Origin of the sequence: Halomonas sp. HAL1, from assembly GCF_030544485.1 — a bacterium.
Classification (GTDB): Bacteria; Pseudomonadota; Gammaproteobacteria; order Pseudomonadales; family Halomonadaceae; genus Vreelandella; species Vreelandella arctica.
On sequence record NZ_CP130610.1, the window covers coordinates 3,703,184 to 3,724,236 of the forward strand.

Consider the following 21,053-nt stretch of genomic DNA (forward strand, 5'->3'; position numbering starts at 1 on the left):
ATTGCGCATTGGTCTAAAGAACTATTGACCCGCGTCAAGAAAAGTACAAACCAGGGTGGTGCTAAGCCGATATTAGGGCCATAACATCCTGGCTCTAATTTACTTCGCTCTCTGACGCTGTGCTTCTCTTACCGCTGCGCTTGGCAGAGATCCCCCTGTAAAAACGTTTACTATTAAACATAGAAGAGAGCGGCCGCATGAACAGCAATGCTCAATCCTCACCGCGATGGAAACTATTAGCACCGCTAGCCGTTACTATTATCATCGCGCTGATACCCACTCCCCCGGGGCTAGCGCCTCATGCGTGGTACTTCTTCGCTATTTTCCTGGGCTGTGTTGTGGGCCTGATTCTTGAACCATTACCAGGCGCAGTGGTGGGGCTGATCGGCGTTACCCTGGTGGCACTTCTTTCCAGATGGGTGCTGTTCTCTCCCGAGCAACTAGCGACCGAAGGATTTAATGCCGCAGGCCAAGCCTTTTCGTGGGCGGTCTCGGGCTTTACCAACTCCACTGTGTGGCTGATTTTCGGCGCTTTTATGTTTGCCCTGGGGTACGAAAAAACCGGACTGGGCAGACGGATATCGCTCTGGCTGGTCAAGGCAATGGGAAAACGCACCTTGACCCTCGGCTACGCGGTGATGATTGCCGATGGCATTTTGGCGCCCTTTACGCCCTCCAACACCGCGCGCAGTGGGGGCACGATTTATCCCGTGATTCGCAACCTGCCGCCGCTTTACGATTCGCACCCCAACGATCCCAGCATGAAGCGCATGGGTAGCTTCTTAATGTGGACGGCGCTGGCCTCTACCTGTGTGACCAGCTCGCTATTTTTGACCGCTCTGGCACCCAATCTATTGGCGATCGCGCTCACCGAGAGCGCCACCGGTATCCATATCAACTGGGGGCAGTGGTTTATGGCAGTTGCACCTGTCGGCATACTGCTGCTTCTGCTGGTGCCGCTGCTGAGCTACTGGCTATGCGCGCCCGAAGTGAAAGCGGGTAATGAAATCTCCGATTGGGCGGGGCAGGAGTTAACCAAGCTGGGGGCACTGACTCGCCATGAAATAATGCTGGTCATTATGGTGGTCACTGCCCTGCTACTATGGATTTTTGCGGGCGACATTATCTCTGGCTCGCTGGTGGGTCTACTGGTGATCTGCGGCATGCTGTTAACTGGCATTGTGACCTGGAGCGATATTCTCGATAATCGAGCAGCCTGGAATACCTTTGTGTGGTTTGCCACCCTGGTGGCGCTAGCGGGCGGGCTTAGCCAAGTAGGCTTCGTTAACTGGTTTGGCAGCGTGGTTGGCGGACAGATAAGCCACTTCGACCCGCTAATGGCCATGGTGGCGCTGGTGGTCATCTTCTATCTATTGCACTACTTCTTTGCCAGCGTGACGGCACATGTCACCGCCCTGCTACCGGTAATTCTGGCAGCGGCATCAGGCATTGCCGGGCTGGATATGCAGATGTTTATCCTGCTACTACTGCCCACACTTGGCTTTATGGGCATTCTCACGCCCTACGGCACAGGGCCAAGCCCGGTTTACTACGGCAGCGGCTACCTGCCCAGCGCACTCTTTTGGCGTCTAGGGGCGATCTTCGGACTGCTATTCCTGGTGGTTTGGTTGGTGATCGGCCTGCCCTGGTTAATGCTGATCAGCTGATAAACATTAGCCTAGCGTGCGATACCAGGCATTGAGCGGCTGAGCGATCATCTTTGGTTGCTCAGCATGAAGATTGTGGCCCCCTTCCAGCGTGATATGGCGCAGGCGCGGGGCCATCGTTGCTAGATGAGACGCCAGAGTGTGGAACTTGATGTCTCGCTGCCCCGAAAAGTAGCTCACTGGAAGCGTGGTATTTTCCAACCACGACCATAGTGACGGCTGATGACCCAAGGAAGTTGACCGCAGCATGTTAGCGATGGCTGACCCACGGTTCACTAGACGGCGCTGAATCTGCCGACTGCGCTGGCCCTCGGTAAGATCGGCGAATACAGGCTGCTGATACCAGTCGGCAAGCACATCCTCTAATGGCTCCTGCTCGAAGCGTGTTGCCCAGCGTTCATCGTGAGCAATTCGGGCAAAACGCTCACTGGCGGGCAGCCCTGGGTGGGCACTTTCCAGCCAGAGCGCTTCCAGCCCCGGCGGCTGACGGCTGGCATGGTACAGCGCCAAGCGCCCTCCCAGGGAGTAGCCCAGCAGGCAGTAACGGCTAATGCCTCGATCTATCAATGTGTCACAAAGCCAGTGATGAAACGCCTCAAACGAGGCTACCCGTACCTGATGATTCTGGCCGTGCCCTGGCAAGTCCAGCGCCAGACAATCTACCCCATCCAAGCCAGCACTCACATCCGCCCAGTCGTGGCGGTTGCCCAGCAGGCCATGCAGCATGATAAGGGTCGGCATCTGCATCTGCGGTTTACTGCTCACGCGGCACCCCTCGAATCTCTTCACCAAGACTCTTGAGATCATCAGCTACCTGCTGATGGGGCACGTTAATCTCAATCAACGTAACGCCCGCCTGCACGGCCTGAGTGTAGGCCGCTATAAAAGTATCCATTGACCCTGGCGCGAAGTAGCTAAGCCCAAACATCTTCGCTGCATGCTCGAAGTGCAAGCCGTGAGGCTGGCGGTAATAGCGCTCCAGCAGCCCACTCTCTTTAGGCACCGGCAGCATATGGAAAATACTGCCGCCATCATTATTGAGGATAATCACCACCAGGGGCTGGGAGGCCTGCTTTAAAAGCGCCAAGCTATTGAGATCATGTAGCGCACTGGTATCTCCCAGTACAATCGTAGTGGGCTGTGAATGGGTGCAGCTGAGGCCGTAAGCCGTCGCGATCAGACCATCGATACCCGACGCGCCGCGATTGGCAAATACTCGCAGCGGCGTTTGGCGTTGCGTACCCAGCATATTCATTAGCCGCGCGGGTAGGCTGTTGCCTATAAACAGCTGCCCTTCAGCCAGCTGCGAGAGCTGGTGGCAAACGCCCAATTCTGAGAATGCGGTACAGCGCTCCTCTACAAGCTGGCTAGTGCGGCGTTGGAGGCTATTCAGCTGATGCCAGGGAGGCTGTTTCGGCATCGTGGGCAAATCAGCGATAAAGTCAGCAGCCGAGCCTATCAAACGGCGTTTAACGCAGTAGTCAGGATCCAGCCGCTGGGGCAGCGGATCAACCAACCAGACATCCTGCCATGGATGCTGGGCAATAAATTGGCTTAACCGCTTGGAGATTAGCCGGCCACCAAACTGAAGCAGCACTTCTGCCTTAGCGATTTCAGCGCTGAAACGTTCATCATGCAACGCCAGATCAAAGTGAATCAGGTTGTGAGGGTCAAACCGAACCTGGCTCTGTATGTCGGCCAGCAGCGGCCAGCCGAGTTGCTTGGATAGCTCAATAGCATGCTGCGCCTGATGGGCATCATCAACACTGCCTACAACAATCAGGCCCCGCTGCTGGGCAAACGTTTTCCACTCGTTGTTAAGTGCTGGAACCGCAGGACTGGATGACCAATAACTCCACGGTTTTAAAGTCGTCAGCCAATCCCCCAGCGGGGCAAGATAGTCACTGGCATCCACCAGGCAACTGCCGGGATAAAGCGGTTCGCGATAACGGCAGTTAATGTGGATGGGCCCAGGCGTACGGCGTTGCTGGTCAACAGCTTGGTCAAGCGTGCTGAGTAGAAACGCTGCTTTGATCTCAGCATCTGGCGGCGGCAAGTCATGGTGAACAATAGTGTGGCGGGAGAAAATATCCCGCTGATCAATCGCCTGATTGCTGCCGTTATCCAGCAGTTCAATGGGGCGGTCGGCAGAGAGCACAATGAGCGGCACGCCGAGCAGTTTGGCTTCCACTACCGCCGGATAAAGGTTGGCTACAGCGGTGCCTGAGGTAGTGATAATAACGACCGGGCGCTGACTGCCCCGGGCAATACCCAGCGCCATAAACCCCAGCCCGCGCTCATCAAAGTGGCAATGGCAGCGTAGGCCGGCATGTTCGCTGGCGGCCATTGTTAAAGGCGATGAGCGCGAGCCCGGTGCCAGCACCACATCGCGCACACCTAAGCGGTAGAGTTCTTCCAGCGTCAGCGCAGCCCACACATGATTAAAGGTGGCATGTTGGATGGCAAAACCGGTAGATACAGGTGCTGTCATATGCATTATCCCATCCCTAGTAGCGACATAATGCCAGCGATTTTCGTATCCAGTTCGCGCCACTCCTCGTCCGGTTGGGAGCCTGCCACAATGCCTGCACCGGCATAGAGTCGAATCGCTTCCGGGCCGATATGGGCGCAGCGAATGGTTACTGCTAGCTCGCTGCTGGCGTGGCTGATTTTGCCGAAGACGCCCGCGTACCAGCCGCGTTGATGACGCTCATGATGGCGAATAAATGCCAACGCAGATTCACGGGGAACGCCACCTACCGCCGGGGTAGGCGGTAGCACTGAAAGCAGTTGCTGGTCGGTGACGTCTCGGTGCAACTCGGCGTGAATCAGACGGCGGATATGCTGCACCGAGCACAGCTTAACAATATGCGCCTCGCTCATCTGGACTTGAGCAGAAAGTGGCTCAAGCTGGGTCAAAAGCTGCTGATAGACGCATTGGTTTTCCAGGCTGTTTTTCTTATCGGCCAGTAGCCCATCGGCAAGCGTTTGATCTTGCTGGGCATCCCGCCCGCGGCGCGTAGTGCCCGCCAGCGCCTCGGTCATTAAATGCCTGCCTTTACGCTTGTAGAGCCGTTCCGGCGGGCAGCCGATAAACGCCTCATGCGTTGTCAATTGAACGCCAAAGTGAAAACAGTCGGCGGCTCCGGCCTGCCAGCGTGCCAGCAACGCCCAGGGGTTGGGCGTTTCAGTTGTCGTCAGGCAGGTCTCCCGGGAGAGCACTACTTTGGGGGTGTGACTCAGATGGTCGGGATGAGTGACCCGCTCTACCGACGCCGCCCACTCTTTCTGCGCAGGATGGTCTTCACGCTGATAAACATGCGGCAGCAAGCAAGGCAGCGGCTGCTCCTCTTCCAGGGCAGCCAAGCAGACACGAGCCTGGACTATCTCGGCCTCTGGGCAGCGATCATCAAAGCGCAGATTGAGTGATAGCGTCGCACCAGCTTGCTGTCGCCTAAGCTCTATACGCGGCAGCAAAAAGTGACAGCCAGGAAAGTGCTGCCACCCAGGCGAATCAGGGTCAAAGGCCATACCACCAAAGTAATCCGGCTGCTCGCCGCCAATACCTGCCAGCGCGGCTAGGTCAGCCTGAAGCGCCACCAGCGAATCAAACGCTTTAACAGCCCCCAGCGTCACATGCTCGACGGCGTCAGCATCACGTGATTTCCAGTAAATGTGAGGTAACACGCTTTGCACGTTTAGCCACCCTATCAAGCTATCTACCTGGCAAGGGGTATTAAGGCGAACAAACCCCTTTTTAGCGGTTTCACAAAGCGTATCAAGCTGGTGCTTAAGTGCTTCAATAGGGCCGGTGGGATACATAAATAACCTTTTAGGTAAGCGTTGCTAACGCCTCATATTTGTATTGTCTAAATAACCCGCCAATTCTCACGTAGACTAAAGGTGTATGGAGTATTCGCAGTGTGGCGTAAAGCGATGAGGTTTTTTTGACTTAGATCTGCTTTTCAGCAATTAATCATACATACTTGCATGTTTCTTACTGCTGCGCTTTACCCGTTTTTTACCCGCGAATAGTTAACAGGATATCGACGTAATGGAACCACTCGCTAAGCAGCGTCAACGCCAGGCTTGGCTACTCGCAGCCCGCCCCCGCACCTTACCACTGGCGTGCGCTTCTATTCTGCTGGGCAGCGGACTGGCGGCGACAACCCAGGCCTTTAATCCTGCCGTGCTGCTGCTTGCTCTGTTAACGGCTATTGCGCTGCAAGTGCTCTCAAATCTAGCTAACGACTATGGTGATGCGGCCTCGGGTGCTGACGACGAGCAGCGTATCGGCCCTGTGCGTGCAGTCTCCTCTGGCCTACTGAGCCCCCAAGCAATGCGCAAGGGAATGGTGATAACCGCGCTTGCTGCCACGCTGCTGGGGCTACTCTTACTGGTGACCGCCTTTGGCAACCAGTGGGGCGAGATTCTTACCTTCGTGCTGCTAGGGGCGGCTTCTTTATTGGCTGCAGTGACCTATACCGTTGGGCTAGGTGGCACGCCCTATGGTTATCGGGGGCTGGGGGACGTTGCGGTCTTTATTTTTTTCGGGCTACTGGGGGTAATAGGCACTTACTACCTTCATGTACAGCAGCTAAGTTGGCTACCGTTTCTACCCGCGGCGGCGTGTGGGTTGCTGGCAACCGCCGTGCTCAATGTCAATAACGTGCGCGATATCGAAAGCGATGCGCGTAACGGCAAGATCACCCTGGCAGTGCGGCTGGGCCGCGCTAACGCTATTAGGTATCACTGGTCGCTGCTGGGGTTGGCGCTGGCACTCACTCTAATCTATTTGGTTGCACTACCGGTGCCGTGGGTGGGATGGAGCTGCCTGCTGGTGGCTAAGCCGCTAATTGATGCCGCCAAAACCTTAAGCCATACCCGTGATGGCGAGATTCTAACCGGCATGCTGAAGAAAACCGCTATCTCGACGCTGCTTTACAGCGTGCTGCTGTCTATTGGCTTAGTATTGTTTTAGTTCCCCCTAACAGCGGGGCTACCACCCCGCTGCCAGTCGACTAACGTTAGCGATCTGAGCCTTACAGCACGACTTCATAACCTTCAAACTTGGGCGGGCCAAGGTAGATACCTTCCGGCGCTTTAGCATTGGCATGCGCTTTGCGGAACGCGTCTGACTTGGTCCAGTCGCGGAAGGCCGTTTCCGACTCCCAAACGCTGTGGGAGATAAACACAGTGTGATCTTCCTGACTTTCACCCTGCAGCATCTTAAATTGCTTGAAGCCTGGCACTTCATCCAGGTGAGAGTCACGGTTGCGCCACACCTCTAAAAAGTCCTCTTCGCGGCCTGGGGCAATCCGAAAACGGTTCATGGCGATATACATAATGACGCTCCTGTTCAACGGGTTCTGCTAGGTAAGTGACGTAAATAGTGGCTTGATGGTAACGTTCTGGGGTTATGACGAATAGCTCCCATCACGAATAAGCTTCCCGGCGAATAGCCCGCATCGCCCAGGTAACAAATGGCTAAGGCACCCATTCAGGTCGTTTGGTTCAAACGCGATTTACGCATTCATGATCACGCGCCGCTTTCAAACGCAGCCGCGGCTGGCCCCGTGTTGCCCGTATTCGCCATTGAACCTGAGCAGTGGCAGGCGTCGGACAGCGCGCTGCGCCACTGGCAATTTGCGGCCGACTCGCTGGCTGATCTCGCTCAAGCGCTGGGAACGCTGGGCTTGCCGCTGTGCCTATGGCAGGGCAGCATGCTTGACCTGCTGGCCGCGCTTAAAGCGCACTATGGAGAGCTTGTCCTTCACTCCCACGAGGAAACCGGCAACGCCTGGAGCTTTGGCCGCGACCTCGACGTCAAAGCTTGGTGCCAGCAGCACGACACGCCATGGCATGAAGCGCGCCAGCACGGCGTAGTGCGTGGTTTAAAATCCAGAGTAGATGACCGCAACGCATGGGAAGAGCAGTGGGAAGCGTTAATGACGGCGCCCACCGCCACTGCCCCGCAAAAAGCCCAGGCGGCTGAGGGCTGGCAAGCCTTCCACCATATTGACGTCCAGCAGCTTCACGGCCTGACGCTAGGGTTTGATACCACGCCCTGCCCCGAGCGCCAGCCAGGAGGACGAAGTGAAGGCCGTGCAGTGTGGCGCAGTTTTGTAAGCCAGCGCGGGCGGCGCTATCGCGGCTCACTTTCTAAACCGCTGCTGGCCTGGGAATTTGGCTCACGGCTTTCGCCCCACTTGGCCTGGGGCACTCTTTCTATGCGCGAAGTGGTGCAGTCGCTGCGCCGCCAGCGGAAAAAGCATGCGGAAGACACGCCGTTGTCACGCTCACTGCGCGCCTTTGCTTCCCGGCTACACTGGCACTGCCACTTTATTCAAAAGCTGGAAAGTGAACCGAGCATAGAGTCGCAAACGCTGCACCCCGCGCTGCGTGAGCGCGATCCAGACCATCCCAACCTGATTGCCTGGAAGCAAGGTCAGACCGGCGTACCGCTGGTAGATGCCTGCATGCGCAGCCTGATCGCCACCGGCTGGATCAACTTTCGCATGCGCGCCATGCTGATTTCCCACGCCACCTTTGGCCTGGGGCTGCACTGGGTGGAACCTGCGCTGCATTTAGCACGACTGTTTACCGACTTCGAACCGGGCATTCACTACCCCCAGGTGCAGATGCAAGCAGGCGCCACGGGCACCAATGCACTGCGGGTATATAACCCCATCAAACAGGCGCAGGATAACGACCCCAGCGGCGAGTTTGTCGCCCGCTGGGTGCCGGAATTAACGCCACTGCCGTTAGAGTGGCGCGCCAAGCCTTGGGCGCTGCCCGAAAGCCTACGCCAGCGGTTCGGCTTTCAACCCGGCAAGCACTACCCACTGCCCAGCGACTTTGAGTGTGAGGCGCGCCACTGGAAGAAGATGCTATATGAGTTGCGTCGCACGCCAGAAGCCAGAGACGCCAGCCAAGCAATTGTGGATAAGCTGGCTAGCCAACGGCGGCCGCCCGCTCGGCGGGCTAAAAAAGCGAAAGCCGATAATCGACAGCAGCTTTCGCTGTTTGATGAGTGGGGGTTGGAAGATATGTAGCGGTTATGATGGGGTATGGCTCATTAATCTCTTCTAAAGAAGGCGCTGCCGCATCGAGGAACAACACGGCATGGCATATGCGCTATGAGAAGGAGCCCGTCATTCGCCACATTGTTGATATTATTATCGAAATACTTTAGTGATGCCGCCAGTAGATACCCATCCTGCGTTTCGTCTGAGGTACAGGCGACATTTGCTTACTGAGTTGACAGGAAAGTGCCTAAGTAACGCAGCACGGGCAAAATTGTAGTACGCGAAAATTTTGTCCCATTGCCTGCGATGGTTAGGTGCTTGCTGATAGAAGTTCATCTAAAAGATCCTCTTCATTTGGGAGTCGGCCCCTTTTCTCAATCGCGGAGACCGATGCAAGCAAGAGATCCCAGGCTTGCTTCCATTGCTCGAACGTGACCTTCTTAGACGCGCCATGCGCAATCTTACTTCGTATGTTGTATGCAGACTTAGCGTTCGAATGGAAGACCTTCCGCGCCTCACCTTCGGCACACAACTGTGCAAGATATAACGACAAACGAAAATTAACTTCTGAGCTAACTGATTTGAAAAGAGCTTCGATAGCTGTCCAGATGTGGAGGATCGACTGCTCATACGAACCTAGGACGACTGCTGAAGCAGATGTACGCGTGACAACTTGAAGCGTGGGATTATCCGACGCTAGCTCTCCCCAAGCCTGGGCAAACGCGACCGCAGACTCAATTTTTTGCGAGTTCAGACCAAAAGCGCTTGGTATTACCATACATTGAGTTGTTAACTCCATCGGCCAGGCTTCAAGCTCGTGATTATGGGAGGAAAATGCAGATTCAATTTTGGGTAGCACCCCGCGACTTATCGCAGAATCTCGCTCATTGACTCCGGAGTAATCGTTGATAGATTCAGTGGTGCTGTAGGGGACAAGAAACGGAGAAACTCCTTGTAGATAAAGACCCAATCGAAAACTTTGGAGCGTATCAGCCGCTGCTTCGAACGTGTCTTTTCCCGCAATCGCAAGCTCGCAATTGCACTTGCCAATAAGCACATCCATCAGTTGATATGGCAGGTGAAGCTTGTGTTTTGTGGCCAAAGTCGCAAAGTCAAATGTGGATGTATCCCAGCGCCTTTTACGCAACGAAAACTGGCCGACGTTTATCGTTTCCCCCTCGAAATTTGGGATTAGAAACGACAAAGGAAAGAAGTAAGTCTGTTTCATCGCATCAAAGCACCTAACGCCATGCACAACAGCGAGCGACGCAGGAGCAAGTCCGGCGGGCCGAAGGCCGTAGCGAATTGATGCACTTGGTTATATGCCTGGATTTGCATAAATAGCCTTAAACAATAGCCGAATTGATTTCTCTGCTGCTTCTCTTAACGAATCGTGATACTCAGCAACATTGTCCATTTCACCTTCTGGCAAGAACTTAGACTGACCGCTCTCGGAAACATGCACCAGTGCGTTTCTGGTTTTCCTAAGCCACTCCAAATCAGGATCATCATTGAATATGACTTTCGAGTTAGAACGATAATCCAAAGCCTCCGTATCTCGCATTGTTGCGTCTATGGCAGCATGTGCCAAAATAATTACAGAAACCCAAGCGCCAGCACAAAAAGCCGCTTCAATATCATATGCGACAAAGATACCTTGTGAACTCAGGAGATACGAGGCCAATGGGTGTTGGCTATCTTCCTCCACTTGGCGCAACCACTCATACCTTTCATCCCAAACTTTTCTCGGCACATAATCGGCATAAGCCATTCACTTAGCTCCCATTTTCCACGTAACGTCATGCAAACGGCCGATCTGGTGGCGTAACCGCGCCAGAAAAAATGGTTCGCTTGCGCTAATGGTTAGCTGATTGATATTCCGACTCTGCAGTTCGATGCAAAGCTATTTTTAATGACGTTACCCATGCCGAACTTTGTTTCTTTTGCATTAAACTCGAGCCCTGAATTCGCAACTATGTTCGTTACTTCTACTGCTGTAACAGGCAATTCAATGGGCCACCCGGAAACCCGGGCTTCCGGATAACGTTTCTGGGCTTCTTCAATTGTGTTTAATTCAAAAAACTCAACGGAAACCAAATCTCCATTCGAATAGCTTATCTTCACTTTCTTAGCAGATGGTGGGCAGTCAATATCCTCTTCGCCACCAACATTGAACTATTCATTGTTTTTTATGAAAGCCCTAGCTTCTCCACTTGTAGAGAGCATATGAAGATTAAGAAGCAAGTAGTCGTTTTCATCTCTCTCAAACCAAATTATAGGTTGCTCCTTGAACTCGAAAATTACTGGCGTCTCGTAGTAGAAGTTGCTACCAACAACGGCAAGCAGACGATTTCGCATCCAATTGAACTTGCCACGCACTTGTGACCAATTCTCTTTTCCATTTTTCTTAAAATCATGGAGCTGCACTTTTGTAAATGCACCATTATCTGCCTGAATATGGTGTTCTCTACATAAAGCAATCATCCCGCATGGATCGTGATGATTCTCTATATGCCATGGAGGATCAAAGTGATGCCATTCAAGATAAGGCAGCCCGCAGTCTGGAACAGGGCAACCAAATCCAACCTCCTCTCTAAGTGTTCTTTTTACATCCACTGGAGGTTTTCGATTCATGGTATACCTCTATCAGCTAACAGGTATTAGACAGCGAGTCTTATGATTGGATGAGCTCGCCGATATGATTGCCCAAAAATGCAGCCTGCAAGACGCTTCCAAATCCATAATTTTTTCTAATTATTTACAGGTTGCATATCCAAAACTCGCGTTTCTGCTGCATTTGCCAGCACCTCCGTATTAGGAGGTTATCTGTGTTGCTATTTTCTCATACACCCTACCAAACCCAGCTTAGCACAGGTCACTTAGGACGAATGGCTATCTCAGCTTTGAGCTTTCAACGCATAAAAAACCCGCCATCGCCAACAGCTTTCGCTGCCTGACGATAGGCGGGTTTCGTGATACTTAGACGGTCTTAGCCAAGCGCTTCCAACGACTCCTCAATAATACTCAACCCTTCTTCCAACACCGCAGAAGAAACCGTCAGCGGTACCAGAATACGGATGCTGTTGCCGTAGAAACCGCAGGAAAGCAGGATCAGGCCTTTCTCGCGGGCTTTGGCACATAGCGCACCGGTCATCTGAGTATCTGGCTTGCCTTCGCTATCAAGCAATTCGAACGCCGCCATGGCGCCTAGCTGGCGGCCGTGGGCCACGGCGGGGAAACGCGCTTCCCATACCGCGAAACGCTCCGCTAGCATCTTACCCATCTGCTCGCTGCGGGCCAGGATGTTTTCCTCTTCGATTACCTCAATCACCGCCAGCGCCGCCGCGCAGGAAAGCGGGTTGCCGCTGTAAGTGCCGCCTAGGGAGTTGGGGCCGGAGGCGTCCATTACTTTGGCGGTGCCGACAACGGCAGAAAGCGGCATGCCGTTGGCCAGGCTCTTGGCGGTGGTGAGAATGTCCGCCTCGATGCCGCTGTGTTCGAGCGCAAACAGCTTGCCGGTGCGGGCAAAGCCAGACTGCACTTCGTCGGCGATCAGCAGAATGCCGTGCTCATCACACAGAGCGCGCAGCGCTTTCAGGTAGTCCGGTGAGGCGATGTAGAAACCGCCTTCACCCTGTACCGGTTCAATCACGATGGCCGCCGTGCGGTGGGGGGCGATATCGGTTTTGAACAGCGTCCGAATGGCATCCAAAGACGCTTCCTCGCTGATACCGTGCAGCGGGTTGGGGAACGGTGCACGGAAGACGTCGCCCGGCATCGGGCCGAAGTCGTTCTTGTAGGGCAGCACCTTGCCGGTCATCGCCAGGGTCATCATGGTGCGGCCGTGGAAGGCACCGTCGAACGTAATAATGCCGGTGCGGCCGGTGGCGGCGCGGGCAATCTTCACGGCGTTTTCCAGCGCTTCGGCACCGGTGTTCACCAGCATCGCCTTGCGCTCAGGGCCGCGCACCGGGCTTAGTTCGCAGAGCTTTTGGCACAGCTGCACGTAGGGCGCGTAGGAGATGACCGCTGCGCTGGTGTGCATGACTTTCTTGAGCTGCGCTTCCACAGCCGCGACGATTTTCGGATGGCGGTGGCCCAGGTTCAGCACGCCAATGCCGCCCGCGAAATCGATCCAGCGGTTGCCATCGGCGTCCCACAGCTCGGCGTTTTCAGCGCGCTCAGCAAACTGAGTAGTCGGCGTGGCGGCACCGTTGGCCACGTAGCGGATTTTCAGGTCGTTCAGTTCTTGGTTAGTCATCATCGTTCTCTTTAAAGGCCGCCAACGCAGACGTATTTCAGTTCAGTAAACTCATCGAGACCGTGGTGTGAGCCTTCGCGGCCCAGCCCGGACTCTTTCACACCGCCAAAGGGCGCCAGCTCGGTGGAAATCAGCCCTTCATTCACGCCGACCATGCCGTACTCCAACTGCTCCATGGTGTGCCAAATGCGGCGATAATCCGTGGCGTAGAAGTAGGCCGCCAAGCCAAAGGGCGTATCGTTGGCCATCTGGATGGCCTCTTCGTCCTGCTTGAAGCGGAACACCGGCGCCACGGGGCCGAAGGTCTCTTCGTCAGCCACGGCCATCTCGGTGGTGACGTCGGCCAGCACCGTGGGCGTATAGAAGCGCTCACCGGCAGCGTGGAGTTTGCCGCCGCACATAAGACGTGCGCCCTTGCTTTGGGCGTCGTCCACGTGTCGCTGAACCTTGTCTACCGCCGCTTGGTTGATCAGCGGGCCGATAATGCTGCCTTCCGTTAGGCCATCACCGACTTTTAGCGCGTTCACTCGCTCGGTGAGCTTGCTGACGAACGCATCGTAAATGCCGTCCTGCACCAGGAAGCGGTTGGTGCATACGCAGGTTTGCCCGGCGTTACGGAATTTGGAAGCAATGGCGCCATCAACGGCAGCGTCTACATCGGCGTCGTCAAACACAATAAACGGCGCATTGCCGCCCAGTTCCATGGCAGTCTTCTTCACCGTACTGGCGCACTGGGCTAGCAGGTGTTTACCCACTGGGGTCGAGCCCGTAAACGAGACTTTGCGCACACGGGAGTCGGTGGTGAGCACTTCACCCACAGCGGCGGGTTTGGAAGCGGTGACCACGTTAATGGTGCCTGCGGGCAGGCCCGCTTCCAGTGCCAGGTAGGCAGCGGCCAGCGCGGTGAGCGGCGTAGCTTCAGCAGGTTTGATCACCACGGTGCAGCCAGCGGCCAGGGCCGGGGCGCACTTGCGGGTGATCATCGCCAGCGGGAAGTTCCAGGGGGTGATTGCCGCCACCACGCCGACCGGCTCGCGCAGTACCAGCAGGCGCTTGTCGGCGCCGTGGCTGGGCAGAGTTTCCCCGGCCATACGCTTGGCTTCTTCGGCGAAGAACTCAATAAACGACGCGCCATAGGTGACTTCGCCTTTGGCTTCTGCCAGCGGCTTGCCCTGCTCCAGGGTCATCAGGCGGGCCAGGTCGTCGGCGTGCTCATTGATCAGCTCAAACCAGCGACGCAGCAGCGCAGAACGCTGCTTCACTGGGGTGGCGCGCCAGGCAGCACCGGCGTTGTAGGCGGCGGCCACGGCGTCACGGGTATCGTCGGCGCCCATATCGGCTACGCGGGCAATGGCCTCACCGGTAGCGGGGTTATCCACCGCAAAGGTTTGTTGGCCTGTACGCCACTCGCTACCCACCAGGGCGGGAACCGCGTCGTGCAACCACTGTTCGATAAAGCTCATGGTCTTCTCCTAGATTAATAACACTGCGTGCACGCTAGCAGTAATGTGGTTGCAGGCGAACACACCACTTTTGCGTTCAACCAGACCACTTTTCTGTTTTACTGGAAAATTGGTGAACATCGTGACGGTGAGGATAAGGATGGATGGCCAGTCAGCTTTACAACAACTTGTAAAACACTATGCACAGCAACCTGAACGCTTAAGTAAACAAGTGCGAATAGAGCAAGCGCTGAGACAAGCAGTTACCCAGGAGTGGCCTAACCAGACTCGCCTACCTTCTCACCGGCAACTAGCGTCAGCGTTAGGCGTTGCTCGGTATACACTGTCACTAGCCGTTGCGACGCTGCTTAAAGAGGGTCTGCTTAAGACTTCTCATGGCAGTGGTACTTGGAGCTGCAAAGTGTCGGCCCCTGCTGTCTCAAAACCCAGAAGTGCGCAGCTATCAAAACGTGCACAACGAGTGTTGCGTTGGCCGGGTGCGAGTACTGTCCAAAGCGGGGCCTTCGTGCCTGGTATTCCCGATATCGCCCAGTTTCCAATGCGTAAATGGCGGCAGCTCTACGCCAGCGTAACGGTGCCGCAGAATGCCCTGCTGCTTTCTTACTCCACCGGTGGCTACGGCCCTTTGAAGCGCGCGATACGCGATTTTTTGGCGCGCTGGCGCAATATCAATTGCGACACTGAGCAGATCATCATCACCGACGGCACCCATAACGGCATTGAGCTATGCGCCGTGGCGCTGGCCGATGTGGGTGACACCGTTGCCATGGAGTCGCCCTGCTACTGGGGAGCACGCAATGTGTTTACCGCTGCGGGTTTAGAGATTCAGATGCTGGCGTGGCAGCCAGGCCAAGGGCATGCGCTACCGCCTGCCCCTGACCCAGTAAAGCTGGCCTACCTCACAGGCTCGCACCACTACCCGCTCAGCGTGCCTACCCGTGCTGCCGACAAGCAACGTTTGTGCGATACCTTAGCGCCTACTTATATTATCGAAGATGATTACGAGTTCACTCGCGACGACCACCCCAACTTGCTCTTCGACCCACACTCAGAGCGCCACTTGCTGGTGGGCTCGTTTTCCAAGATGATGTTTCCAGGTTTGCGGTTAGGCTATTTAGTGGTACCGCACCATTTAGCAGGGCCAATGAACCGTCTGCGCAGTGAACTGTTCCGCGAAGGTCGCATGCTGGATCAGGCCGTGCTGGCGCAGTTTATTTTCGATGGCGATTTAGATGCCTGGTGCCGACGCATTCAGCGCGACTATTTAGGACGCCAGCAGGTGCTGCATGATCAACTACGCTCGCTGCCGCAGGTACGCAGCGTTTCGCCACCCAGTAGCGCCATCAGTCTGTGCGTCGAATTTGAACCGGACGTTAACGACGTAGGGATCGCTCAATCACTACTGAAAGAGCATTTGATCGTGCGGCCATTAAGCCCTGTGTGTGCACCAAAAGATCCGCGAGTTGGCTTAGTGATGGGCGTCGGAATGCTGTCAGGGGAAACGCTGGTGCGTGAAGCGCAGCGCCTGCGTCGCAGCCTGGAAGCGCTATTGCGCTAGGCGCTATTGATAGCACATGAGTAATGGCTCATTTGTTATGCCGGAAGCTCTTCTCAACACCTTACCCACAAGCTTTATAACGCTTATCCACAAACATATTCACAAGGACTTTTATGCGTTCCCCTGTTGATAATTTTATAGGCTGTTTTACCTTAAGCCCTTCAGTGGCTCTCGCTAGGCTACGTCTATGGGCGTCGCTGGCGTTCGTGTTACTGCTCTCTGGCTGCGCCACTTTTGCCCCCAACCCGCCCCAGGATCAAAGCAATATCTGCGAGATATTCCGCGAGCAGCCCAGTTGGTACGACTACGCTCAGGAGTCCGAGGAGAAATGGGGGACGCCCATAGCCACACAAATGTCGTTCATCCAGCAGGAATCCTCGTTTCGCAGCCATATTCGTCCTGATCGAAAATACTACTTAGGCTTTATTCCAGGCCCGCGTCCTTCCTCTGCTAAAGGCTATGCGCAGGCACAGGACCCTGTATGGGAAGAGTATGAAGATCAAGCAGGCAGCCTCTTCTCTCGGCGTACCCATATGAAACACGCCACGGATTTTATTGGCTGGTATAACCGCCGTTCACAGCAACAGGCGGGGATATCACTCAGTAATCCCGAGCACCTCTATTACGCCTATCACGAAGGCGCTGGCGGCTACCAGCGTGGCACTTACCGCGGCAAACCCCAGGTATTGAGTGCGGGTAGGCAAGTAGCGGCGCGTACCAACCGCTACCAAGCCCAGCTCAACGCTTGCGAGGCAGAATTTCAGTGCCGCAAGTTTTATCAGGTCTGGCCGTTTTGCCGTAGTTAAGGGATAGACGATGTCACTATGGATTGGAGCGGCCCTGGTTAGCGTGGTGTTTTTCACCTCCATGCTGTCGGGTGTATTTGGTATGGCAGGCGGCTTGGTACTGCTATGGTTTCTACTGCTGATTTTCCCTGCGGGCACTGCAATGGCGGTGCACGGTGTGATACAGCTAACGGCGAATGGGTCACGCGCATGGCTTTCACGGCATTATATTGTCTGGCGCATCGTCGCGTTTATGACGCTGGGAGTACTAAGCGCCGCAGGCCTACTGCTGCTATTCAACTACAGCCCTAATGCCGCCAGCGTCTCGATTTTGATTGGTTTGATGCCCATATTGGTGTGGATGCCCAAGCGCTGGTTTCATCTGGATGCTAACCGTGCCAGCCACGCCCTGTGCTGTGGTATCGCTTCTGGAGGATTGACCATAGCGGCGGGGGTTTCCGGGCCGTTGATCGATATCTTCTTTGTACGCTCACGAATGGATCGCCGCCAAGTGGTGGCTACCAAGGCGATGATTCAGGTAGTGGCGCACAGTATTAAAATACTCTTCTACCTGGGTGCCGCCATGGCACTTAGCGCTGGCGAATGGGGTATCGTATTGCTAGCCGCACCGTTTGCCATGCTCGGCACTCAAGCGGGGAACCGCATTTTACACCGTCTCACCGATGCCAACTTCCGCACCTGGACGCGCTGGATCGTGACCGGCATTGGGGTTTTCTACTTTCTGCAGGGGATATTTTTGCTAAGCCATTAATTTAAATTATTGGTTTGAATATACGGTTTAATAACAGGCGCTCCGGTCTCACCGAAGCGCTTGTCATCGCGAAAATGACTACTCACCGGCAGCCAGCCATTCATCGACCTGATCGCGGTTTTCGTCGAGCCAAGTCTGCGCACCGGCTACCGGGTCGCCCTGAGACTCGATCTCGGCCATCAGCTCGCTCAGGCTATCGTCACTCATATGCCAGGCATTGAGTACCGCGGTGAGCCATGGATCATCCTCGGAGAGCCCCTCGCGTGAGAACCAGTAAATAGTGTCGCCGTCGCCATAGATATTCTCAGGATCTTCCAGATACTTGAGGTCATAGTTGGCAAATGCCCAGTGCGGGCTCCACAGCGTCACCAAAATCGGCTGCTCGTTCTGATAGGCGCTATCGAGCGCGGACATCATCGCTGGTTCGGAACTATTCATCTGGCTGATTGGCAGCTCATAGGCCTCGACGGCCTCGTCGGACAAAGCAGCGATCGCCGAGCCAGAATCGATACCCAGAATCGTTGGGCTGCCCTGGTATTCAAACTCATCAGCACGTTCGACTAATTCAGGAATCGAGTCGATATCGACATAGCTCGGCACCACAAGCCCCAATGCAGTCTTGTCATACCACGCATCGTGAACCTCAAGCGTATCCTTGTAGGGTGCCAGATACTCCTTGTCGGTATTGGGCAGCCAGATCTCCAGGGATAGATCAATATCGTTGCTCGCCATCCCAGCGTAGAGTGCGCTCTTGCCGACATCGGAAAGCTCAATGTCATAACCTTTATCGTCGAGAACCAGCTTCCAGAGGTTGGCGACGGCAATGTTCTCTGCCCAGTTGTTGGTGCCGATGACCAACGTTTTCTCCTCAGCGTGTACCTGGGCAGTAGCTGACAAGGTGAAAAGCACCGCCGCCGCGCAGGGATAAAAAGCAATTTTCATAACGTTTTCCTTTAGTTTATTAATATATTTAATAATTTTATGTTATGGATTTTAACTATATCATGGATACCGCGCAGTCAAATGCGTGTCAACATCATGGAAACCCCTGTCATGCTATGTGGGTAAAAAAGACATCGACTCACTATTCACCTGCGATCACAAGACACCCGCTCAGGTCTCGCCAGCGGGCCTACGTTCCAGCCCCTGAAACTCGACAAACTCCTGCATGCGTTCCCACAGTCGATCGCCGTAGATATAGTTGTCATCCCCTGTCGTGCTGGCAGCCTTAATATGGGCACCCACAGCTGGCTCGAAGAAAAACGGAATCGAGTGCCGCGAGCGGGTCCCGCCGACGATGCGGTGCTCCGTGGCCTGAATGCGCCCACCAGACCAGTCCGCCAGCAAACGGCCAAAATTAACCACCAGTGCATTGTCACGTGGAGGCACCTCTTCCCAATCACCGCTGGGCGCGCGCACCTGCAGTCCACCGACGCTGTCCTGCCACAACAACGTGATAAAGCCGTTATCAAAATGGGGCACGCCCACCAGCCAGCGGCGCGCACTATCGCTACCGTCAATCGCTGGCATGACGGCCAACTGCCCGGCGGTGCGTTCGGGATAATGAATCAGGCGCAGTGTGGAGTTGCCGTGTTCAAAGGGTTCCAGCAACTCCTCACGCGGTATTTCCAGCCCGTCGGCCAGCGCGGTGGCAATCACACCGCCAAGCGATTCCATCGCCCGGTAATAATTGGCCACATCGGTCGCCCACCCTGGCAGTACTGATTCCGGCGGTTGGGGAGTAGGCTCTCGCAAAGGGTCACCGCTTAGCGCATCCGCTCGCTCTGGGTGAGCAACGTCCGGACCGAGATCGACACCCTCCTTCCAGGTCGGATCCTCGTCCTGAGGCGGAAAATAGCCTCGATAGACATTAGTGTTGGCCGGTTCGAACTTGTGCCGTGCTAGTGGTTGCTTATGCGTCTCGTCAAGTTCGAAAAAGCGCAACAGCCGAGCGTGGATATCGTCGCGGAGACCGAGTTGTTCAGGCGCAATACCCACGGTCATGAAGCCAGAGTCGCAGGCGGCATTGGCGATCGCCTGAACCGTCTCGGCGCGTGCCAGATCATCGACAAGGAGCGGCGTCAGATCGATATGCGGAATTAGAGTCTGAGTCATAGAAATCTCTTTTGTCTGGTGGTGGACTGAGACACTTGGCTTAATCAGCCTGCCAAGAGTCGTTCATCAAGATGGTAGTCCGACAGCAACTCCACCTGCCCATCATCCCGGATATAAAGCTGTTCCTCCATTTTGACCCCCTCGCCGCCAGCCTCGTGGCCGATAAAGCTTTCGACGCAGAGCGTCATGCCGGGCTGCATGATGCCGTCATAGCCCTTATCGTCGATGTCCTCGCGATGCACGATATAGGGATATTCGCCGGTCATCCCGACCCCATGGGCCAGTGCAAAGTAACGCCGCGCCTTGTAGGGCTGAGGAATCTGCCACGCCTTCTCGGCGTACTCCTTGAATGTCATGCCTGGAGCGATCAACGCCATGTTGGTGCGCACTTGGTCGAAGGCCATGCGATAGAGCTCACGCTGCGTGGGGGTCGCTTCACCATCGCCGCACAAAAACGTCCGCGAGAAATCGGCGTAATAGCCATAACGGCCGACCACGTCGGTATCCAGGGCGACCAACTCCCCCGCCTGCATCGCCCGATCGGAACACTCCTGAAACCAAGGGTTGGTGCGTGGGCCAGAGTTCATCAGCCGCGTTTCGACGTAATCGGCGTCGGTAGCGATGATGTGCTGGTGCAGGTACGACCAGACCTCATTCTCCGTCGCACCGGGGCGGATCGCCGCTTCCAGCTTGCGCACGCCCTGCTCCACTGCCCGCAGCGAACTGCGCACCATCTTGATCTCGTTGGGCACCTTGATCGCTCGTGCCCGCTCCAGCGGCACCTGGGCATCGCAGATCTGCCAGCCCCGCTCGACCAGCGCGAAGGCAGCATGGGAGGTCGCGCTCTCAATGGCTACCTTATCGCCCTTTTGCCCGCCGCACTGGCGCACCAATGCGTCGATCTCGTCGGCCCACGTCTGGGTGGTCTGCTGAAGTTGATCATCACAGAAATAGTAGGAGATCGCTGTCGCAGGACGTGTCTCATCAATGCCAGGCAACCCTTCGGTAAGGTGGGCGCAGCCGGAGAACTCGAACATCACTACCGGGCCTTCCGCGGGAACGAAGGCGTAGCGGGCAGGGTTACGTGCGGAGTAGACCTGCATGTTTCGCGCACCGGTGGCGTAGCGCACGTGGGTCGGATCGAACAACACGGCGGCGACGATATCGCGCTTTTTTAATTCGGCTCTTGTCCTGAACAGACGATCGAGCAAAATCTGTTGGATCTCATCCGCAGTCGGTTCGCACTCGGAAGGCTCGCGTGTTGGCGCCAGAATGCCGGTGCCGTCTAGCATTGATGGTGCGCTGGAAAGAAAGCTTGTCATGGTCGGTGTAGCCCGTCTTATCGGAATGAGCGGACACGCACCACATAGGGCGCGTGCATGCCTTTTATTTATTAATGAAATC

The 21,053-nt window shown here is 55.5% G+C and carries 18 protein-coding genes and 1 pseudogene; 7 read left to right on the forward strand and 12 right to left on the reverse strand.

What is annotated here, in order from left to right:
* The first annotated feature begins 197 nt into the window (after positions 1 to 197).
* The gene (locus Q3Y66_RS17245) at positions 198 to 1,667 is read left to right on the forward strand and encodes an anion permease (RefSeq protein ID WP_008959309.1); all 1,470 of its coding nucleotides are present in this window, start codon (positions 198 to 200) and stop codon (positions 1,665 to 1,667) included.
* 6 nt (positions 1,668 to 1,673) lie between these two features.
* Here Q3Y66_RS17245 and menH read toward each other — a convergent pair whose 3' ends face one another.
* The 3 genes from menH to Q3Y66_RS17260 are packed head-to-tail and all read right to left on the reverse strand — an operon-like array spanning position 1,674 to position 5,489.
* The gene (gene menH / locus Q3Y66_RS17250; protein ID WP_008959308.1) at positions 1,674 to 2,432 is read right to left on the reverse strand and encodes a 2-succinyl-6-hydroxy-2,4-cyclohexadiene-1-carboxylate synthase; all 759 of its coding nucleotides are present in this window, start codon (positions 2,430 to 2,432) and stop codon (positions 1,674 to 1,676) included.
* The gene (gene menD / locus Q3Y66_RS17255) at positions 2,422 to 4,158 is read right to left on the reverse strand and encodes a 2-succinyl-5-enolpyruvyl-6-hydroxy-3-cyclohexene-1-carboxylic-acid synthase (protein ID WP_035587312.1); all 1,737 of its coding nucleotides are present in this window, start codon (positions 4,156 to 4,158) and stop codon (positions 2,422 to 2,424) included. The genes menH and menD overlap by 11 nt, the downstream gene beginning before the upstream one ends.
* A 5-nt stretch (positions 4,159 to 4,163) precedes the next feature.
* A complete protein-coding gene (locus Q3Y66_RS17260) occupies positions 4,164 to 5,489 on the reverse strand; it encodes an isochorismate synthase MenF (protein WP_008959306.1) in 1,326 nt (441 codons plus the stop codon).
* Between the two features lie 232 nt (positions 5,490 to 5,721).
* On the opposite strand from Q3Y66_RS17260, the gene Q3Y66_RS17265 reads away from it, so the two are divergent.
* Positions 5,722 to 6,648 carry a 1,4-dihydroxy-2-naphthoate polyprenyltransferase gene (locus Q3Y66_RS17265; protein ID WP_008959305.1) on the forward strand — a complete coding sequence of 309 codons (927 nt, stop codon included), beginning with the start codon at positions 5,722 to 5,724 and terminating at the stop codon, positions 6,646 to 6,648.
* A gap of 61 nt (positions 6,649 to 6,709) precedes the next feature.
* On the opposite strand, the gene Q3Y66_RS17270 is transcribed toward Q3Y66_RS17265, so the two are convergent.
* Entirely contained in the window at positions 6,710 to 7,012 is a 303-nt protein-coding gene (locus Q3Y66_RS17270; RefSeq protein ID WP_008959304.1) for an antibiotic biosynthesis monooxygenase, read from the reverse strand.
* A gap of 138 nt (positions 7,013 to 7,150) precedes the next feature.
* Here Q3Y66_RS17270 and Q3Y66_RS17275 point away from each other — a divergent pair, with 138 nt between their 5' ends.
* Positions 7,151 to 8,722, forward strand: coding sequence for a cryptochrome/deoxyribodipyrimidine photo-lyase family protein (locus Q3Y66_RS17275; protein ID WP_008959303.1), 1,572 nt, complete (start codon positions 7,151 to 7,153; stop codon positions 8,720 to 8,722).
* Positions 8,723 to 9,005: 283 nt separating this feature from the next.
* On the opposite strand, the gene Q3Y66_RS17280 is transcribed toward Q3Y66_RS17275, so the two are convergent.
* From Q3Y66_RS17280 to Q3Y66_RS17300, 5 genes are all read right to left on the reverse strand, one after another.
* Positions 9,006 to 9,923: a HEPN domain-containing protein gene (locus Q3Y66_RS17280; protein WP_008959302.1), complete on the reverse strand. Its 918-nt coding sequence runs from the start codon at positions 9,921 to 9,923 to the stop codon at positions 9,006 to 9,008.
* A gap of 90 nt (positions 9,924 to 10,013) precedes the next feature.
* A complete protein-coding gene (locus tag Q3Y66_RS17285; protein ID WP_008959301.1) occupies positions 10,014 to 10,466 on the reverse strand; it encodes a hypothetical protein in 453 nt (150 codons plus the stop codon).
* 404 nt (positions 10,467 to 10,870) lie between these two features.
* Positions 10,871 to 11,329, reverse strand: coding sequence for a hypothetical protein (locus Q3Y66_RS17290; RefSeq protein WP_139041590.1), 459 nt, complete (start codon positions 11,327 to 11,329; stop codon positions 10,871 to 10,873).
* A gap of 355 nt (positions 11,330 to 11,684) precedes the next feature.
* Positions 11,685 to 12,956, reverse strand: a complete 1,272-nt coding sequence (gabT, locus tag Q3Y66_RS17295; RefSeq protein WP_008959298.1) for a 4-aminobutyrate--2-oxoglutarate transaminase — start codon at positions 12,954 to 12,956, stop codon at positions 11,685 to 11,687.
* Positions 12,957 to 12,967: 11 nt separating this feature from the next.
* Entirely contained in the window at positions 12,968 to 14,419 is a 1,452-nt protein-coding gene (locus Q3Y66_RS17300; RefSeq protein WP_008959297.1) for an NAD-dependent succinate-semialdehyde dehydrogenase, read from the reverse strand.
* A gap of 139 nt (positions 14,420 to 14,558) precedes the next feature.
* Here Q3Y66_RS17300 and Q3Y66_RS17305 point away from each other — a divergent pair.
* The 4 genes and pseudogenes from Q3Y66_RS17305 to Q3Y66_RS17320 form a co-directional block, all read left to right on the forward strand.
* Positions 14,559 to 14,795, forward strand: a pseudogene (locus Q3Y66_RS17305) (GntR family transcriptional regulator); the annotation flags it as partial.
* A gap of 129 nt (positions 14,796 to 14,924) precedes the next feature.
* Complete coding sequence (locus tag Q3Y66_RS17310; protein ID WP_008959296.1) at positions 14,925 to 15,977, forward strand: PLP-dependent aminotransferase family protein; 1,053 nt, start codon at positions 14,925 to 14,927, stop codon at positions 15,975 to 15,977.
* Between the two features lie 113 nt (positions 15,978 to 16,090).
* On the forward strand, positions 16,091 to 16,783 hold the full coding sequence (locus tag Q3Y66_RS17315; protein ID WP_008959295.1) for a hypothetical protein: 693 nt from the start codon (positions 16,091 to 16,093) through the stop codon (positions 16,781 to 16,783).
* A gap of 10 nt (positions 16,784 to 16,793) precedes the next feature.
* The gene (locus tag Q3Y66_RS17320) at positions 16,794 to 17,534 is read left to right on the forward strand and encodes a sulfite exporter TauE/SafE family protein (RefSeq protein WP_008959294.1); all 741 of its coding nucleotides are present in this window, start codon (positions 16,794 to 16,796) and stop codon (positions 17,532 to 17,534) included.
* 78 nt (positions 17,535 to 17,612) lie between these two features.
* Here the strand turns inward: Q3Y66_RS17320 and Q3Y66_RS17325 are convergent, their stop codons facing one another.
* The 3 genes from Q3Y66_RS17325 to Q3Y66_RS17335 form a co-directional block, all read right to left on the reverse strand.
* A complete protein-coding gene (locus Q3Y66_RS17325) occupies positions 17,613 to 18,476 on the reverse strand; it encodes a glycine betaine ABC transporter substrate-binding protein (RefSeq protein ID WP_008959293.1) in 864 nt (287 codons plus the stop codon).
* 171 nt (positions 18,477 to 18,647) lie between these two features.
* On the reverse strand, positions 18,648 to 19,649 hold the full coding sequence (locus Q3Y66_RS17330) for a 2OG-Fe(II) oxygenase family protein (protein WP_008959292.1): 1,002 nt from the start codon (positions 19,647 to 19,649) through the stop codon (positions 18,648 to 18,650).
* A 44-nt stretch (positions 19,650 to 19,693) separates the two neighbouring features.
* A complete protein-coding gene (locus Q3Y66_RS17335) occupies positions 19,694 to 20,971 on the reverse strand; it encodes a Xaa-Pro peptidase family protein (protein WP_139041589.1) in 1,278 nt (425 codons plus the stop codon).
* Positions 20,972 to 21,053: the final 82 nt, after the last annotated feature.

What these genes read in the sequence shown, in the direction of transcription:
- Q3Y66_RS17245 (WP_008959309.1), top strand. Translation starts at nt 198, where the DNA reads ATGAACAGCAATGCTCAATCCTCACCGCGATGGAAACTATTAGCACCG.
- menD (WP_035587312.1), bottom strand. Translation starts at nt 4,158, where the DNA reads ATGACAGCACCTGTATCTACCGGTTTTGCCATCCAACATGCCACCTTT.
- Q3Y66_RS17260 (WP_008959306.1), bottom strand. Translation starts at nt 5,489, where the DNA reads ATGTATCCCACCGGCCCTATTGAAGCACTTAAGCACCAGCTTGATACG.
- Q3Y66_RS17265 (WP_008959305.1), top strand. Translation starts at nt 5,722, where the DNA reads ATGGAACCACTCGCTAAGCAGCGTCAACGCCAGGCTTGGCTACTCGCA.
- Q3Y66_RS17270 (WP_008959304.1), bottom strand. Translation starts at nt 7,012, where the DNA reads ATGTATATCGCCATGAACCGTTTTCGGATTGCCCCAGGCCGCGAAGAG.
- Q3Y66_RS17275 (WP_008959303.1), top strand. Translation starts at nt 7,151, where the DNA reads ATGGCTAAGGCACCCATTCAGGTCGTTTGGTTCAAACGCGATTTACGC.
- Q3Y66_RS17280 (WP_008959302.1), bottom strand. Translation starts at nt 9,923, where the DNA reads ATGAAACAGACTTACTTCTTTCCTTTGTCGTTTCTAATCCCAAATTTC.
- Q3Y66_RS17285 (WP_008959301.1), bottom strand. Translation starts at nt 10,466, where the DNA reads ATGGCTTATGCCGATTATGTGCCGAGAAAAGTTTGGGATGAAAGGTAT.
- Q3Y66_RS17290 (WP_139041590.1), bottom strand. Translation starts at nt 11,329, where the DNA reads ATGAATCGAAAACCTCCAGTGGATGTAAAAAGAACACTTAGAGAGGAG.
- gabT (WP_008959298.1), bottom strand. Translation starts at nt 12,956, where the DNA reads ATGACTAACCAAGAACTGAACGACCTGAAAATCCGCTACGTGGCCAAC.
- Q3Y66_RS17300 (WP_008959297.1), bottom strand. Translation starts at nt 14,419, where the DNA reads ATGAGCTTTATCGAACAGTGGTTGCACGACGCGGTTCCCGCCCTGGTG.
- Q3Y66_RS17315 (WP_008959295.1), top strand. Translation starts at nt 16,091, where the DNA reads ATGCGTTCCCCTGTTGATAATTTTATAGGCTGTTTTACCTTAAGCCCT.
- Q3Y66_RS17320 (WP_008959294.1), top strand. Translation starts at nt 16,794, where the DNA reads ATGTCACTATGGATTGGAGCGGCCCTGGTTAGCGTGGTGTTTTTCACC.
- Q3Y66_RS17325 (WP_008959293.1), bottom strand. Translation starts at nt 18,476, where the DNA reads ATGAAAATTGCTTTTTATCCCTGCGCGGCGGCGGTGCTTTTCACCTTG.
- Q3Y66_RS17330 (WP_008959292.1), bottom strand. Translation starts at nt 19,649, where the DNA reads ATGACTCAGACTCTAATTCCGCATATCGATCTGACGCCGCTCCTTGTC.
- Q3Y66_RS17335 (WP_139041589.1), bottom strand. Translation starts at nt 20,971, where the DNA reads ATGACAAGCTTTCTTTCCAGCGCACCATCAATGCTAGACGGCACCGGC.